This window comes from Cupriavidus sp. 05T42 (assembly GCF_056396345.1).
Map to the genome: position 1 here is coordinate 150,733 of NZ_JBFTLH010000013.1, position 13,575 is coordinate 164,307.

Genomic DNA, 13,575 nt, shown 5'->3' on the forward strand with positions numbered 1-13,575 from the left:
GTTCGGCGATTAACGCGAATACAATTCGACGATCAGGCTTTCGTTGATGTCGCCCGAAATATCGGTGCGATCCGGGGCTTGCTTGAAGGTGCCTTCGAACTTCTTCGAATCCACGGCCACCCAGGTCGGGAAACCCGACTGCTCGGCCAGCGACAGTGCTTCAGCGATACGCACTTGCTTCTTCGACTGTTCGCGCACGGTGATGATGTCGCCGGACTTGATCTGGGCCGACGGCACGTTCATGGCAATGCCGTTCACCAGGATCGCCTTGTGCGACACGAGCTGACGCGCTTCAGCGCGGGTCGAGCCGAAGCCCATGCGGTACACGACGTTGTCCAGGCGCGATTCCAGCAGTTGCAGCAGGTTTTCACCCGTGTTGCCCTTGCGGCGGTCGGCTTCGGCGAAGTAGCGGCGGAACTGACGTTCGAGCACGCCGTAGATACGCTTGACCTTCTGCTTTTCACGCAGCTGGTTGCCGTAGTCGGACGTACGGGCACCCGAGGTGCGGCCGTGTTGGCCAGGCTTGCTGTCCAGCTTGCACTTGTCGGCMAGCGAGCGACGGGCGCTCTTCAGGAACAGATCTGTGCCTTCGCGGCGGGAAAGTTTGGCCTTCGGGCCGGTATAACGTGCCACTTTATCTTCCTTTGATCGATCGCGACGCCATTCGGACGCGCCGCGAGTCCGTCATCTGCATGTGACGGACGGTGGGCTTATGGTTCTTCATCCGCAGCGGCCTGGGCCACGCGGAGGCAACGCAAAAGCATGACGATCGCCCACACCGAGTGCGCCGGTTACCTGGCACCCTGCAAAGCGTGAACGCAAAACGAAAACCTGCCGCAATGAATTGCAGCAGGTCAACGCGCGATATTACCACATCTCGGGGGACKAGCGAGAAACCCTGCTCGCCTCCGGACCAACCGGGCGCTTAGATACGGCGGCGCTTCGGCGGACGGCAGCCGTTGTGCGGCACCGGCGTCACATCTTCAATCACGGCGATCTTGATGCCCAGCGCGTTCAGTGCGCGGACAGCCGATTCGCGGCCAGGACCGGGGCCCTTGATGCGCACTTCCAGGTTCTTGATACCCTGGTCTTGCGCCACGCGGCCGGCGTTCTCGGCAGCAACCTGGGCAGCGAAGGGGGTCGACTTGCGCGAACCCTTGAAGCCCTGGCCACCGGCGGTCGCCCACGACAGGGCGTTGCCCTGACGGTCGGTGATCGTGATGATGGTGTTGTTGAACGAAGCGTGGACGTGCGCAATGCCGTCGGCAACGTTCTTCTTGACCTTCTTACGCGCGCGCTGGGCGGCGTTGTTCGGACCTTTTGCCATTAGTTTCTTCCTATGCCTTCGGCTTTACTTCTTCAGAGCCACGCCGGCCTTACGCGGACCCTTGCGGGTGCGGGCGTTCGTGCGGGTACGCTGGCCGCGCATCGGCAGGCCCCTGCGGTGACGGACGCCACGATAGCAACCAAGGTCCATCAGACGCTTGATGTTCATCGTGGTTTCACGACGCAGGTCACCCTCGACCGTGACCTTGCCCACTTCGTCACGAAGCTTTTCCAGGTCGGCGTCGGTCAGGTCCTTGACCTTCTTGTCAAACGGAACACCGGTGGCCTCGCAAATCTTGCGAGCGCGCGAGCGGCCAACACCGTAAATAGCCGTCAGGCCGATTTCGGTATGCTTATGGTTCGGGATGTTAACCCCTGCGATACGTGCCATTCGTCAATCCTCTTTCCGATTAGCCTTGGCGTTGCTTGTGGCGGGGATCCGACGAGCAGATCACGCGCACGACACCGTTGCGCTTGATAATTTTGCAGTTACGGCAAATGCGCTTCACAGAAGCCAGCACTTTCATGATTTTCCTCTTTCCTTCAATTCCTGTTCGCTTCACTTCGTCCGGAAGACGATGCGTGCGCGTGACAGATCATATGGGGTCAGCTCGACTGTCACCTTGTCACMCGGAAGTATCCGGATGTAGTTCATTCGCATCTTGCCCGAGATATGCCCGAGTACTACGTGGCCGTTCTCCAACTTGACGCGGAACGTCGCGTTGGGGAGATTTTCCAGGACCTCCCCTTGCATCTGGATGACGTCGTCTTTTGCCATACCTAGAGCCTGTTCCGACCCGGCATCAACGCAAGGTCAGATTACCCTTGAAATTCGCCTTCTTCAGCAGCGACTCATACTGCTGCGACATGACATAGGACTGAACCTGGGCCATGAAGTCCATCGTGACGACCACGATGATCAGCAGCKAGGTTCCGCCGAAATAGAACGGAACGTTCCAGCGCAGCACCAGGAATTCCGGCAACAGGCAGACCAGTGTGATGTAAATCGCACCAGCCAGCGTCAGGCGCACCAGGATCTTGTCGATATAGCGCGTCGTTTGCTCGCCCGGACGGATGCCCGGAATGAAGGCACCGCTTTTCTTCAGGTTATCCGCAACTTCGCGGCTGTTGTACACCAGAGCCGTATAGAAGAAGCAGAAGAAAACAATTGCAGCAGCGTACAGCAGGATGTAGACCGGCTGGCCCGGCGACAGCGTAGCGGCCAGGTCCTTGATGAACCGTCCCACCGCGCCCGTCGACTCGGACGTAAACCAGCCCGCGATCGTCGCCGGGAACAGGATGATCGACGATGCGAAGATCGGCGGAATCACCCCTGCCATGTTCAGCTTCAGCGGCAGGTGCGACGACTGACCGCCGTACACCTTGTTGCCGACCTGACGCTTGGCATAGTTCACCAGGATCTTGCGCTGACCCCGCTCGACAAACACCACGGCGAAGGTCACACCGACCACGATCGCTACGATGACAATCGCTGCGAACGCGCTCATGGACCCCGTGCGKACCAGTTCGAACAGTCCGCCGATCGCGTTGGGCAGGCCCGCCGCGATACCGCCGAAGATGATGATCGAGATGCCGTTGCCCAGACCACGCTCGGTGATTTGCTCACCCAGCCACATCAGGAACATCGTACCGGTCACCAGCGTGATCACCGCCGTCGCCCGGAACATCAGGCCCGGATCGATGACCAGACCCGGCTGCGACTCCAACGCGACCGCAATCGACAGCGCCTGGAACGTGGCCAGAACCACCGTGCCGTAACGCGTGTACTGCGTGATCTTGCGTTGCCCTGCCTGCCCTTCCTTCTTCAGCGTCTCCAGCTGCGGCAGCACGATCGTCAGCAATTGCATGATGATCGACGCCGAGATGTACGGCATGATGCCGAGCGCGAAGACGGTAAAGCGCGACAGCGCACCGCCCGAGAACAGGTTGAACATCCCGAGGATGCCACCCGACTGACTCTGGAAAAGCTTCGCGAGCTGTTCCGGATCGATTCCCGGCACCGGAATATGTGCACCGATGCGGTAGACGATCAGGGCCAGCACCAGGAACATCAGCCGACGCTTCAAATCGCCGTACTTCGCCGTGTTCCTAGCCTGCGCGCTTGCATTGGGTTTCGCCGTGGCCAAACGATGCTCCGACTGTGACTTCGCCTATGCTGCGAATACTGCTGCAGAATTACTCAGCGATCTGGCCGCCAGCGGCTTCGATCGCGGCCTTGGCACCAGCGGTGGCGCCCAGACCCTTGATCGTTACCTTGCGGGTCAGTTCGCCAGCCTTGATGACCTTGGCGTTCTTGACCAGGTCGCCCACCAGGCCAGCTTGCTTCAGGACCAGCAGGTCCACTTCAGCAGCTTCCAGGCGTTCGATGTCACGCAGGGTCACCTCGGCGTTGAACGCCTTGGTCAGCGAGGTAAAACCACGCTTCGGCAGGCGACGATACAGCGGCATCTGGCCGCCTTCGAAACCCACCTTGTGGAAGCCGCCCGAACGCGACTTCTGACCCTTGTGACCACGACCGGCGGTCTTGCCCAGGCCGGAACCGATACCACCGCCGACGCGACGCTTGGCGTGCTTCGAACCGTCGGCCGGCTTCAGGTTATTCAATTGCATGTTGCTCTCCAAGTCCCCGGGATCAGGCCAGAACCTTCACCAGGTACGAGACCTTGTTGATCATGCCGCGCACGGCGGGCGTGTCCTGCAGCTCCGACACCGAGTTGATGCGGCGCAGGCCCAGGCCACGAACGGTGGCGCGGTGATCCTCGCGCGTGCCGATCAGGCTGCGCACGAGTTGCACTTTTACGGTTTGTTGCGACATTTCGTTCACCTTAGCCGAGGATGTCTTCAACCGACTTGCCGCGCTTGGCAGCGATTTCCGCCGGCGTGCTCATCTTTTGCAGACCATCGATGGTGGCGCGAACCATGTTGTACGGGTTCGTCGAACCGTGCGACTTGGTCACCACGTTCGTCACGCCCATCACTTCGAAGATTGCGCGCATCGGGCCGCCGGCGATCACGCCGGTACCTTCCTTGGCGGGCATCATCAGCACCTTGGCAGCGCCGTGCTTGCCGATGACTTCGTGTTGCAGCGTGCCGTTCTTGAGCGAAACCTTCACCATCTTGCGACGGGCTTCGTCCATTGCCTTCTGCACGGCCACCGGAACTTCCTTGGCCTTGCCCTTGCCCATGCCGATGCGGCCATCGCCGTCACCGACCACGGTCAGCGCAGCGAAACCGAGAATCCGGCCACCCTTCACCACCTTGGTGACACGGTTGACCGAGATCATCTTCTCGCGGAGGCCGTCGTCGCGTTCGTCCTGCTGGACTTTTGCTTGCATCTTTGCCATGACGTATCTCTCTTTGTGCGCTTAGAACTTGAGGCCGGCTTCGCGCGCAGCGTCAGCCAGGGCCTTCACGCGGCCGTGGAAGCGGAAGCCACCACGATCGAACGCGACGGTTTCCACGCCGGCTGCACGGGCCTTCTCGGCCACGCGCTTGCCAACCACGGTGGCGGCGGCAACAGTCGCGCCACTGCCGGTCAGTTCCTTGCGCACTTCTGCTTCGGCGGTCGAGGCCGATKCCAGCACTTGCGTGCCGCACGGCGAGTACACCTGAGCGTAAATGTGCGAATTCGTACGGAACACGGTCAGACGATTGACTTTCAGTTCCGCGATTTTGGCGCGGGTCTGACGTGCACGGCGCAAACGAGCGTCTTTCTTGTTCATCATTGCACCCCTTACTTCTTCTTGGTTTCTTTCAGGATGACGCGCTCGTCAGCGTAGCGAACACCCTTGCCCTTGTAGGGCTCAGGCGGACGGTACGCGCGAACTTCAGCGGCAACCTGACCGACTTTCTGCTTGTCCGCACCCTTGATGATGATCTCGGTCTGCGTCGGCGTTTCCGCCTTCACGCCTTCCGGCATCTCATGGATCACGTCATGCGAGAAACCAAGCTGGAGCTTCAGCGCAGCGCCTTGCAGCTGGGCACGATAGCCCACGCCAACGAGGTTCAGCTTACGCTCGAAACCAGTGGTCACGCCCTTGACCATGTTTGCCGCCAGGGCGCGCATGGTGCCTTGCAGGGCGTTTGCTTCACGCGATTCGTCAACCGGCGCGAAAGTCAGCGTGTCATTCTCGACACTGACCTTGACCAGGTTGTGAATCGGCTGGGACAGCGTACCGAGCGGGCCCTTCACGGAGAGCACGCCAGCCGCCACATTCACTTCCGCGCCTTTCGGCAGCGAGATGGGAGCCTTACCTACACGGGACATGTTTGCTCCTTAAGCGACGTAGCAGAGAACTTCGCCGCCCACGCCTGTGGCACGTGCCTTGCGGTCGGTCATCAGACCCTGGGGGGTCGAGATGATCGCAACACCGAGGCCGTTCATCACCTGGGGGATCTCGCTACGGCCCTTGTACACGCGCAGGCCGGGCTTCGAGACGCGCTCAATGCGCTCGATGACCGGACGGCCGGCATAGTACTTCAGACCGATGCTCAGTTGTGCCTTGCCGCCTTCTTCCTGCACTGCGAAGTCGTCGATGTAGCCTTCGTCCTTCAGGACCTTGGCGATCGCCGCTTTCAGCTTCGACGAGGGCATGACCACCGACGCCTTCTGCACGCCTTGGGCGTTGCGGATGCGCGTCAGCATATCGGCGATAGKATCGCTCATGCTCATACTGTTTCTCCTGTAGCCTGTGCGTAATTACCAGCTGGCTTTCGTCAGACCCGGAATTTCGCCCTTGAAGGCGATTTCGCGGATCTTGTTACGCGCCAGGCCAAACTTGCGGAAGGTACCGCGGGGACGACCGGTGATCGCGCAGCGATTACGCTGGCGGGTCGGATTCGCGTTGCGCGGGAGCTGTTGCAGCTCCAGACGCGCCAGATAACGCTCTTCTTCCGACTTTTCTTGGTCGTCAATAATGGCCTTGAGGTTTGCGCGCTTGGCGGCGTACTTCGCCACCAGCTTGGCGCGCTTCTTCTCACGTTCAATCAGAGCCAGTTTAGCCACGGTAACCCCTTAATTGCGGAACGGGAACTTGAACGCGTTCAGGAGAGCCTTGGCTTCCTCGTCGTTCTTTGCCGTCGTCGTGATGCTGATGTTCAGACCACGCAGTGCGTCGATCTTGTCGTACTCGATTTCGGGGAAAATGATCTGCTCTTTCACACCGATGTTGTAGTTGCCACGGCCGTCAAACGAACGACCCGACACACCACGGAAGTCACGCACGCGCGGCAGGGCCACGGTCACGAAACGATCGAGAAATTCGAACATGCGCTCGCCACGCAGGGTCACCATCGCACCGATGGGGTAGCCCTGGCGGATCTTGAAACCGGCGATGGCCTTCTTGGCCTTCGTCACAACCGGCTTCTGACCAGCGATCTTGGTCAGGTCGCCCACGGCCAGTTCAATGACCTTCTTGTCATTGATGGCTTCGCCAAGACCCATGTTCAGGGTGATCTTGGTGATACGCGGCACTTCCATGACCGACTTGTAACCGAACTGCTCCATGAGCGCCGGCACAACCTTCTCTTTGTAAAACTCTTGCAGACGTGCTGCCATGCTCAACTCCTATCTGTGCCCAGAATCAAGCGGCCACGACGGCGCCGGTCKACTTCAGGAAGCGCACGCGCTTACCCTCTTCAACCTTGATGCCGACGCGCGACGGCTTGCCATTGGCATCCACGAGCGCAACGTTGGAAATATGCAGCGGCATGACCTTGTCGACCACACCACCGGTGGTGCCCAGCATCGGGTTCGGGCGAGCGTGCTTCTTGGCAACGTTCACACCTTCCACAACGACCTTGTCGCCGAGCATGGCTTGCACGGTACCGCGCTTGCCCTTGTCTTTGCCGGTCAGGACGATGACTTCGTCGCCTTTACGAATCTTGTTCATGGCGGCTCCTTACAGCACTTCCGGTGCGAGCGACACGATCTTCATGAAGCGCTCGGTACGGAGTTCACGAGTCACCGGCCCGAAAATACGGGTGCCGATCGGCTCGAGCTTGGTGTTCAGCAGGACAGCGGCATTGCTGTCGAACTTGACGAGCGAACCGTCTGCACGGCGCACGCCCTTGGCGGTACGTACAACGACGGCGTTGTAGATATCGCCCTTCTTTACGCGACCGCGCGGCGCTGCGTCCTTGACGGTCACCTTGATGATGTCGCCCACGCTCGCATAGCGGCGCTTGGACCCACCCAGCACTTTGATGCACAGCACTTCGCGCGCACCAGTGTTATCGGCCACTTCGAGCCGGCTTTCTGTCTGAATCATGGTGTTATCTTCCCAACTTAATCCGCCGGATTTCTCAAGATGGAAGTCCGCCGGTCAGTCTTGGTCCCGTCGGCCCCGGCTTTGCGCCAGTACCGCTTGGGTTGATCAACTTGGAAGTCGGTAGTCACCAGGCAGCCCGGACAACTCCAGGACCACCAGGCCTTGGCTCGCTTCGGAGGTACGCCGTGTTGGTGAAGCTTCGACGAACGCTACAAAGCGGAAGTCCAGGATTATAGCAACATAACCCTGGACTTGCAAGTCAGCGAAGAACTGTTGTTCTTAGATGACGCGCGCAGCTTCTACCAGCCGGGAAACCACCCAGGACTTGGTCCGCGACAGCGGACGCGATTCCTGGATCTCGACCTTGTCGCCTTCCTTGTACTGGTTGGCTTCGTCGTGTGCGTGGTACTTCTTCGAACGCAGCACGTACTTGCCGTACAGAGGATGCTTGACGCGGTTTTCGATCAGGACCGTAACGGTCTTGTCCATCTTGTCGCTAACGACACGGCCTACGAGAGTCCGGCGAAGCGACGTTTCAGTCTTTGCAGCTTCAGTCATTTCGCGTCTGCCTTTTCGCTCAGCACGGTTTGCACACGCGCGATGTCCTTGCGCACCTTCTTCAGCTGGCTGGTGTTCTGCAGCTGTTGGGTGGCCTTTTGCATGCGCAGGCTAAATTGGGCCTTCAGAAGCTCGGAGAGCTCCTGGTTCAGCCCTGCGGCGTCCTTGCCGCGAAGTTCGGATGCTTTCATCCCTGCTCTCCTTACGTCCCGACCTGACGCACCACGAAATTCGTGGCGATCGGCAGCTTGGCGGCCGCGAGGCGGAACGCCTCACGTGCCAGCTCTTCGCTCACGCCATCCATTTCGTACAGCATCTTGCCCGGCTGAATTTCAGCCACGTAGTATTCCGGATTGCCCTTACCGTTACCCATACGGACTTCGGCGGGCTTCTTCGAGATCGGCTTATCCGGGAAAATCCGGATCCAGATGCGGCCGCCACGCTTGATGTGACGGGTCATCGCACGACGGGCCGACTCGATCTGGCGCGCGGTCAGACGACCACGGCCCATTGCCTTCAGGCCGAATTCGCCGAAAGACACGGCGTTGCCACGGGTAGCCTTACCCGTGTTGCGGCCTTTCTGCTCCTTGCGATACTTCCTACGCTTCGGTTGCAGCATTCTTATTCTCCACTCTTCGCATCGCCAGGCGCAGCGCGGCGACCAGCGCCAGCACCTGCACCACCGCGGCGGTTGCCACCCGGACGGCCACCTTCGCCTTCACGGCGACGGCCTTCCGGACGACCCGGGCGACGACGACGGTCTTCTTGAGGCTCTTCCACCACAGGCGCGTCATTGCGGCCCAGGTAGTCGCCCTTGTAGACCCACACCTTGACACCGATGATGCCGTAGGTGGTTTCGGCTTCGGAGAAGCCGTAGTCGATGTCGGCGCGCAGGGTGTGCAGGGGCACACGACCTTCACGGTACCATTCGGTACGTGCGATTTCGATACCGTTCAGACGACCCGAGCTCATGATCTTGATACCCTGGGCACCGAGGCGCATCGCGTTCTGCATCGCGCGCTTCATGGCGCGGCGGAACATGATACGGCGCTCGAGCTGCTGGGTGATCGAGTCGGCGATCAGCTGCGCATCGGTTTCCGGCTTGCGGATTTCCTCGATGTTCACGTGCACGGGCACACCCATGCGGCGTTGCAGCTCGGCCTTGAGCAGTTCGATGTCCTCACCCTTCTTGCCAATCACCACGCCCGGACGCGAGCTATAAATGGTGAGACGGGCATTGCGGGCAGGACGCTCGATCACGACGCGGCCAACCGATGCGTTCTTGAGCTTCTTCTTCAGGAACTCGCGAACTTCGATGTCTTCTTTCAGCATGCCGGCGAACTTCGTGTTGTTGGCGTACCAACGCGAAGCCCAGTTACGGCTGACGGCCAGACGGAAGCCAGTCGGATGAATCTTCTGTCCCATCGTGACTCCTTAGTTGCCGAGCGTCACAGTGATGTGACAGGTTTGTTTCTCGATGCGGTTGCCGCGGCCCTTTGCCCGTGCCGTGAAGCGCTTGAGCGAGGTTGCCTTGTCGACGAAGATCGATTTGACCTTCAGCTCGTCGATGTCGGCGCCTTCGTTATGCTCGGCGTTGGCGATGGCCGATTCGACCACCTTCTTCACGATCCCGGCAGCCTTTTTCGGGCTGAACGTCAGGACGTTGAGCGCACGCTCGATCGGCAGACCGCGGATCTGGTCAGCAACCAGACGCGTCTTCTGGGCGGAGATACGGGCACCGCGATGAATCGCTTTCACTTCCATGATGGCACCTTACCTCTTGGCTTTCTTGTCAGCCGCGTGGCCCTTGAACGTGCGCGTGAGCGCAAATTCGCCGAGCTTGTGGCCAACCATGTTTTCCGTAACGTACACCGGCACGTGTTGACGGCCGTTGTGAACGGCGATCGTCAGGCCAATGAACTCCGGCAGAATGGTCGAGCGACGCGACCAAGTCTTGATGGGTTTCTTATCCTTGCCGCCTGCAGCCGTTTCCACCTTCTTCAGCAGGTGGGCGTCACAGAACGGACCCTTTTTTGCGGAACGTGTCATGTTCTAGGCTCCTACCTACCGATTAACGCTTGTGGCGCTTCTGCACGATCATGCTGGCAGTGCGCTTGTTGCTGCGGGTACGGTAACCCTTGGCCGGGGTACCCCACGGCGAAACCGGATCGCGACCAGCGGCGGTCTTGCCTTCACCACCACCGTGCGGGTGATCCACCGGGTTCATCACCACGCCGCGGACGGTCGGGCGAATACCGCGCCAACGCGTCGCACCGGCTTTGCCGATGACGCGCAGGCTGTGCTCTTCGTTACCCACTTCACCAACGGTGGCGCGGCACTCGATGTGCACGCGACGCACTTCGCCGGAGCGCAGACGCACCTGGGCGTACACGCCTTCGCGGGCCAGCAGCACAGCGGAACCACCAGCAGCGCGGGCGATTTGCGCACCCTTCCCAGGCAGCATTTCCACGTTGTTGATCGTGGTACCGACCGGGATGTTGCGGATCGGCAGGTTGTTACCGGCCTTGATCGGCGCTTCCGAGCCGTTCATCAGCGGCTGGCCAGCCACCATGCCCTTCGTGGCGATGATGTACCGGCGCTCGCCGTCGGCGAACAGCACGAGCGCGATGTTGGCGCTACGGTTCGGATCGTATTCCAGGCGCTCGACCTTGGCAGGGATGCCGTCCTTGTCGTTGCGCTTGAAGTCGACCACGCGATAGTGGTGCTTATGACCACCGCCCTTGTGGCGGGTGGTGATATGACCATTGTTGTTACGGCCCGACTTCTGGAATTGCTTTTCCAGCAGCGGAGCGTGCGGGGCGCCCTTGTGCAGGTCGTTGTTCACGACCTTCACCATCGAGCGGCGGCCCGGGGAAGTCGGCTTGGTCTTGACGAGTGCCATGATTACTTGGCCTCCGCTTCAAAATTGATTTCCTGACCCGGCTTCAGCGACACGTAAGCTTTCTTTACGTGGTTGCGACGGCCCATGAAGCGGCCAAAGCGCTTTTGCTTGCCCTTCTGGTTCAGGATCTGAACGGACTGCACCTCGACCTTGAACAGCAGTTCGACGGCTGCGCGCACTTCTGCCTTGTTGGCATCGCGAGCCACTTCGAACACGACCTGTTCATTCTTGTCGGCGACCAGGGTTGCCTTTTCGGAAACCACCGGCGCGAGCAGCACCTGCATCAAACGATGATCGTTCTTGGCTACTTGCGTCATTTCAGCAACTCCTCGATCTGCGCGACGGCGGCCTTGGTCACGAGCACCTTCTTGTAGTGCACGAGCGACAGCGGGTCAGCCTGGCGCGGCTCCACGACTGCCACGTGGGGCAGATTGCGCGAAGCCAGGTAGAGGTTCTCGTCGAGGCTGTCGGTGATGATCAGCACCGAGTCCAGGCCCATGGCCTTGAACTTGTCGGCCAAGAGCTTGGTCTTGGGCGCGTCGACAGTGAAACCGTCCACCACGTTGATACGACCTTCACGTGCGAGCTGCGAGTAAATCGAGCGCATACCGGCACGGAACATCTTCTTGTTGACCTTCTGGGTGAAGTTCTCTTCCGGCGAATTCGGGAAGATACGACCACCCCCGCGCCACAGCGGCGAGGAAGACATACCGGCACGAGCACGGCCCGTACCCTTCTGGCGCCACGGCTTCTTGGTCGTGTGCTTGACCTCTTCACGATCCTTCTGCTTACGGTTACCGCTACGCGCGTTGGCCTGGTAAGCGACGACGATCTGGTGAACGAGGGCTTCGTTGTAGTCACGGCCGAACACTTCAGGCGACGCGGCAACGCCGGCGCCGATCTGGCCGTTGTCCTGGAGGAGCTTGAGTTCCATTACATGCGCTCCTTAAGCTTTGGCTTTGGCCTTGACGGCCGGGGTAACGACGACCTTGCCGCCCTTGGAGCCAGGAATGGCGCCCTTGACCAGCAGCAGCTTGCGCTCTGCGTCGATCTTGGCGATTTCCAGGTTCTGGACGGTGCGGGTGACATCACCCAGGTGACCGGTCATGCGCTTGCCGGGGAACACACGGCCCGGATCCTGCGCCATACCGATGGAACCCGGCACGTTGTGCGAACGCGAGTTACCGTGGGAGGCACGACCCGATGCGAAGTGATAGCGCTTGATGGTACCGGCGTAGCCCTTACCGATGCTCACGCCCTGCACGTCGATCTTCTGGCCAACCTGGAACAGGTCGACGGAGAGCGAGCTGCCAGCTTGCAGCTCGGCAGCCTTGGCTGCATCGATGCGGAATTCTTTGATGACTTCACCGGCTTCCACGCCGGCTTTGGCGAGGTGACCCGCCAGCGGCTTGGTAACGCGGCTTGCGCGGCGGCTGCCGAAGGTGACTTGAACGGCGGTATAACCGTCGGTCTCGTCCGTCTTGATTTGCGTCACGCGGTTGTCGCCGACCTCGACCACGGTAACGGGAATCGAATCACCGTCGTCCGTGAAAATACGGGTCATGCCAACCTTGCGACCTACAAGGCCAAGGCTCATGGTTTGCTCCATTCCCAGCTGCGATTGGCCGGGGCTGATTGATACACGAAAACTGTGCGATGTGCGGGTTGCGCGAAAAGGATTGCGCACGACCAAAACGGTCCCCACTACCCGGATAAACGGGTAGCCTTACACTATATCGCAGTAGTTTGGAAAGGGCAACATGCACGGCGCCTTTTCTTGAGGGTGCTGGCCCTTTTTTGCCGGGAAGGGGACGATTTCCGCACTTCCCGGTAAATTTCGGCACGTTGCGGGCCGATGCAGGCGCCATCCGGGCAGAACACGTGTTGCCCGGAAGCAAAAACGGCGAACTTGCGTCCGCCGTTCTGTGCTGCAGCGGGCCGGAGGACCGGCCCGGGTCAGGCAAGCTTACACCTTGATCTCGACGTCCACGCCGGCCGGCAGGTCCAGCTTCATCAGCGCGTCGACGGTCTTGTCCGTCGGGTCGACGATGTCCATCAGGCGCTGGTGGGTGCGGATCTCGAACTGATCGCGGCTGGTCTTGTTGACGTGCGGCGAACGCAGGATGTCAAAACGCTGGATGCGGGTCGGCAGGGGCACCGGGCCCTTGACGATCGCGCCCGTGCGCTTGGCGGTATCCACGATTTCGGCTGCCGACTGGTCGATCAGGCGATAGTCGAAAGCCTTCAGGCGGATACGGATCTTCTGGTTCTGCATGATATTTCCTTGAAAGAGCGATGAGCGCGTGCGCCCAGATAAAAGGGGACATGCCCGAGGACATGTCCCAGGAACAATTGCTTAGTCGAGGATCTTTGCCACGACGCCGGCGCCGACGGTACGGCCGCCTTCACGGATAGCGAAGCGCAGACCTTCTTCCATGGCGATCGGGGCGATCAGCTTGACCGTGATCGACACGTTGTCGCCCGGCATGACCATTTCCT

The 13,575-nt window shown here is 60.2% G+C and carries 28 protein-coding genes; all 28 read right to left on the reverse strand.

Annotated elements, in window-relative coordinates:
* Window positions 1-9 precede the first annotated feature (9 nt).
* Window positions 10-633, reverse strand: coding sequence for a 30S ribosomal protein S4 (gene rpsD, locus AC1EJR_RS18550; protein WP_092299402.1), 624 nt, complete (start codon window positions 631-633; stop codon window positions 10-12).
* A gap of 292 nt (window positions 634-925) precedes the next feature.
* Entirely contained in the window at window positions 926-1,327 is a 402-nt protein-coding gene (rpsK, locus tag AC1EJR_RS18555) for a 30S ribosomal protein S11 (protein WP_008642963.1), read from the reverse strand.
* Window positions 1,328-1,351: 24 nt separating this feature from the next.
* Window positions 1,352-1,717, reverse strand: coding sequence for a 30S ribosomal protein S13 (rpsM, locus tag AC1EJR_RS18560; RefSeq protein ID WP_092299405.1), 366 nt, complete (start codon window positions 1,715-1,717; stop codon window positions 1,352-1,354).
* 19 nt (window positions 1,718-1,736) lie between these two features.
* Window positions 1,737-1,853 carry a 50S ribosomal protein L36 gene (rpmJ, locus tag AC1EJR_RS18565; protein ID WP_008642959.1) on the reverse strand — a complete coding sequence of 39 codons (117 nt, stop codon included), beginning with the start codon at window positions 1,851-1,853 and terminating at the stop codon, window positions 1,737-1,739.
* Window positions 1,854-1,885: 32 nt separating this feature from the next.
* Complete coding sequence (gene infA, locus AC1EJR_RS18570; protein WP_477147370.1) at window positions 1,886-2,104, reverse strand: translation initiation factor IF-1; 219 nt, start codon at window positions 2,102-2,104, stop codon at window positions 1,886-1,888.
* A gap of 25 nt (window positions 2,105-2,129) precedes the next feature.
* Window positions 2,130-3,473 (reverse strand): preprotein translocase subunit SecY, encoded by a 1,344-nt coding sequence (gene secY / locus AC1EJR_RS18575; RefSeq protein ID WP_477147371.1) that lies wholly within the window; start codon window positions 3,471-3,473, stop codon window positions 2,130-2,132.
* A gap of 49 nt (window positions 3,474-3,522) precedes the next feature.
* On the reverse strand, window positions 3,523-3,957 hold the full coding sequence (rplO, locus tag AC1EJR_RS18580) for a 50S ribosomal protein L15 (RefSeq protein ID WP_477147372.1): 435 nt from the start codon (window positions 3,955-3,957) through the stop codon (window positions 3,523-3,525).
* A 22-nt stretch (window positions 3,958-3,979) separates the two neighbouring features.
* Window positions 3,980-4,162: a 50S ribosomal protein L30 gene (rpmD, locus tag AC1EJR_RS18585; RefSeq protein ID WP_006160440.1), complete on the reverse strand. Its 183-nt coding sequence runs from the start codon at window positions 4,160-4,162 to the stop codon at window positions 3,980-3,982.
* 10 nt (window positions 4,163-4,172) lie between these two features.
* The gene (gene rpsE / locus AC1EJR_RS18590; protein ID WP_092299417.1) at window positions 4,173-4,691 is read right to left on the reverse strand and encodes a 30S ribosomal protein S5; all 519 of its coding nucleotides are present in this window, start codon (window positions 4,689-4,691) and stop codon (window positions 4,173-4,175) included.
* Between the two features lie 21 nt (window positions 4,692-4,712).
* Window positions 4,713-5,069 carry a 50S ribosomal protein L18 gene (rplR, locus tag AC1EJR_RS18595; RefSeq protein ID WP_477147379.1) on the reverse strand — a complete coding sequence of 119 codons (357 nt, stop codon included), beginning with the start codon at window positions 5,067-5,069 and terminating at the stop codon, window positions 4,713-4,715.
* Window positions 5,070-5,080: 11 nt separating this feature from the next.
* On the reverse strand, window positions 5,081-5,614 hold the full coding sequence (gene rplF / locus AC1EJR_RS18600) for a 50S ribosomal protein L6 (RefSeq protein ID WP_092299420.1): 534 nt from the start codon (window positions 5,612-5,614) through the stop codon (window positions 5,081-5,083).
* 9 nt (window positions 5,615-5,623) lie between these two features.
* Window positions 5,624-6,019: a 30S ribosomal protein S8 gene (gene rpsH / locus AC1EJR_RS18605; RefSeq protein ID WP_477147373.1), complete on the reverse strand. Its 396-nt coding sequence runs from the start codon at window positions 6,017-6,019 to the stop codon at window positions 5,624-5,626.
* Between the two features lie 27 nt (window positions 6,020-6,046).
* Window positions 6,047-6,352 carry a 30S ribosomal protein S14 gene (gene rpsN / locus AC1EJR_RS18610; protein ID WP_092141234.1) on the reverse strand — a complete coding sequence of 102 codons (306 nt, stop codon included), beginning with the start codon at window positions 6,350-6,352 and terminating at the stop codon, window positions 6,047-6,049.
* A 9-nt stretch (window positions 6,353-6,361) separates the two neighbouring features.
* On the reverse strand, window positions 6,362-6,904 hold the full coding sequence (gene rplE, locus AC1EJR_RS18615; protein WP_092299425.1) for a 50S ribosomal protein L5: 543 nt from the start codon (window positions 6,902-6,904) through the stop codon (window positions 6,362-6,364).
* A 25-nt stretch (window positions 6,905-6,929) separates the two neighbouring features.
* A complete protein-coding gene (gene rplX / locus AC1EJR_RS18620; protein ID WP_477147374.1) occupies window positions 6,930-7,238 on the reverse strand; it encodes a 50S ribosomal protein L24 in 309 nt (102 codons plus the stop codon).
* Between the two features lie 9 nt (window positions 7,239-7,247).
* The gene (rplN, locus tag AC1EJR_RS18625) at window positions 7,248-7,616 is read right to left on the reverse strand and encodes a 50S ribosomal protein L14 (protein WP_017225233.1); all 369 of its coding nucleotides are present in this window, start codon (window positions 7,614-7,616) and stop codon (window positions 7,248-7,250) included.
* 279 nt (window positions 7,617-7,895) lie between these two features.
* Complete coding sequence (gene rpsQ, locus AC1EJR_RS18630) at window positions 7,896-8,174, reverse strand: 30S ribosomal protein S17 (protein ID WP_092299431.1); 279 nt, start codon at window positions 8,172-8,174, stop codon at window positions 7,896-7,898.
* Window positions 8,171-8,365, reverse strand: coding sequence for a 50S ribosomal protein L29 (gene rpmC, locus AC1EJR_RS18635; RefSeq protein WP_092299434.1), 195 nt, complete (start codon window positions 8,363-8,365; stop codon window positions 8,171-8,173). Before rpmC ends, rpsQ begins: the two co-directional genes overlap by 4 nt.
* 11 nt (window positions 8,366-8,376) lie before the next feature.
* Window positions 8,377-8,793: a 50S ribosomal protein L16 gene (rplP, locus tag AC1EJR_RS18640; RefSeq protein WP_006576240.1), complete on the reverse strand. Its 417-nt coding sequence runs from the start codon at window positions 8,791-8,793 to the stop codon at window positions 8,377-8,379.
* A gap of 2 nt (window positions 8,794-8,795) precedes the next feature.
* Window positions 8,796-9,599: a 30S ribosomal protein S3 gene (gene rpsC / locus AC1EJR_RS18645; protein WP_092299437.1), complete on the reverse strand. Its 804-nt coding sequence runs from the start codon at window positions 9,597-9,599 to the stop codon at window positions 8,796-8,798.
* Window positions 9,600-9,608: 9 nt separating this feature from the next.
* The gene (gene rplV / locus AC1EJR_RS18650) at window positions 9,609-9,938 is read right to left on the reverse strand and encodes a 50S ribosomal protein L22 (RefSeq protein ID WP_010812393.1); all 330 of its coding nucleotides are present in this window, start codon (window positions 9,936-9,938) and stop codon (window positions 9,609-9,611) included.
* A 9-nt stretch (window positions 9,939-9,947) separates the two neighbouring features.
* Window positions 9,948-10,223, reverse strand: a complete 276-nt coding sequence (gene rpsS, locus AC1EJR_RS18655) for a 30S ribosomal protein S19 (RefSeq protein WP_092299440.1) — start codon at window positions 10,221-10,223, stop codon at window positions 9,948-9,950.
* A 22-nt stretch (window positions 10,224-10,245) separates the two neighbouring features.
* Window positions 10,246-11,076 carry a 50S ribosomal protein L2 gene (gene rplB / locus AC1EJR_RS18660; RefSeq protein ID WP_092299443.1) on the reverse strand — a complete coding sequence of 277 codons (831 nt, stop codon included), beginning with the start codon at window positions 11,074-11,076 and terminating at the stop codon, window positions 10,246-10,248.
* Window positions 11,077-11,078: 2 nt separating this feature from the next.
* Entirely contained in the window at window positions 11,079-11,393 is a 315-nt protein-coding gene (rplW, locus tag AC1EJR_RS18665) for a 50S ribosomal protein L23 (protein ID WP_092299446.1), read from the reverse strand.
* Entirely contained in the window at window positions 11,390-12,010 is a 621-nt protein-coding gene (rplD, locus tag AC1EJR_RS18670) for a 50S ribosomal protein L4 (RefSeq protein WP_092299449.1), read from the reverse strand. Before rplD ends, rplW begins: the two co-directional genes overlap by 4 nt.
* 12 nt (window positions 12,011-12,022) lie before the next feature.
* Window positions 12,023-12,673, reverse strand: coding sequence for a 50S ribosomal protein L3 (rplC, locus tag AC1EJR_RS18675; RefSeq protein ID WP_092299452.1), 651 nt, complete (start codon window positions 12,671-12,673; stop codon window positions 12,023-12,025).
* A gap of 369 nt (window positions 12,674-13,042) precedes the next feature.
* Window positions 13,043-13,351, reverse strand: coding sequence for a 30S ribosomal protein S10 (gene rpsJ, locus AC1EJR_RS18680; protein ID WP_006160488.1), 309 nt, complete (start codon window positions 13,349-13,351; stop codon window positions 13,043-13,045).
* Between the two features lie 81 nt (window positions 13,352-13,432).
* Window positions 13,433-13,575: EF-Tu C-terminal domain-related protein (locus tag AC1EJR_RS18685; RefSeq protein WP_477147380.1), on the reverse strand; the 143-nt coding region annotated here is incomplete at its 5' end.